This window comes from Mesorhizobium sp. M2C.T.Ca.TU.002.02.1.1, assembly GCF_003997225.1.
Genome location: NZ_RZTO01001357.1, coordinates 1 through 831, shown reverse-complemented (window position 1 = coordinate 831; position 831 = coordinate 1). Strand labels below are relative to the sequence as shown.

The 831-nt window shown below is 61.5% G+C and carries 1 protein-coding gene; it reads left to right on the top strand.

The genetic code is table 11. The features are described 5' to 3' along the window. Positions 1-96 precede the first annotated feature (96 nt). Positions 97-831: class I tRNA ligase family protein (locus tag EOD07_RS36090; protein ID WP_164772935.1), on the top strand; the 735-nt coding region annotated here is incomplete at its 3' end.

Genomic DNA, 831 nt, shown 5'->3' with positions numbered 1-831 from the left:
CCTATCTGTGAGAGCGATCGCAGCTCTCGCGGTTGACTCGGCCAAGACCTTCCGATTTACACCGGACGCTTGTTCCCGACAGTTCGGATTTCCTCCATGCTTGAAAAGACATACGACGCCAAAGCCGTCGAGCCGAAGATCGCCAAAATCTGGGAAGAGGCGGATGCCTTCCGGGCAGGCGCCGGCGCGGAGGAGGGGGCCGAAGCCTTCACCATCGTCATCCCACCGCCGAACGTCACCGGCTCGTTGCATATGGGTCATGCGCTCAACAACACGCTGCAGGACATTCTCGTGCGCTTCGAGCGCATGCGCGGCAAGAACGTGCTTTGGCAGCCCGGCATGGATCATGCCGGCATCGCCACGCAGATGGTGGTCGAACGCCAGCTCATGGAAAAGCAGATCCACCGCCGCGATCTGACGCGCGAGCAGTTCATCGAGAAAGTCTGGGAGTGGAAGGCCGAATCCGGCGGCGCGATCTTCAACCAGCTGAAGCGCCTCGGCGCCTCGGCCGACTGGTCGCGCGAACGCTTCACCATGGACGAAGGCCTGTCCAAGGCCGTGCTTGAGGTCTTCGTCACGCTCTACAAGGAAGGCCTGATCTACAAGGACAAGCGCCTTGTGAACTGGGACCCGAAGCTGCTCACTGCCATTTCCGACCTCGAGGTCGAGCAGCACGAGGTGAACGGCAATCTCTGGCATTTCCGCTATCCGATCGAAGGCGAGGCGTTCGACCCCGAGAACCCGAAGACCTTCATCACGGTCGCCACGACGCGTCCCGAAACCATGCTCGGCGACACGGCTGTCGCCGTGCATCCGGATGACGAGCGCTTC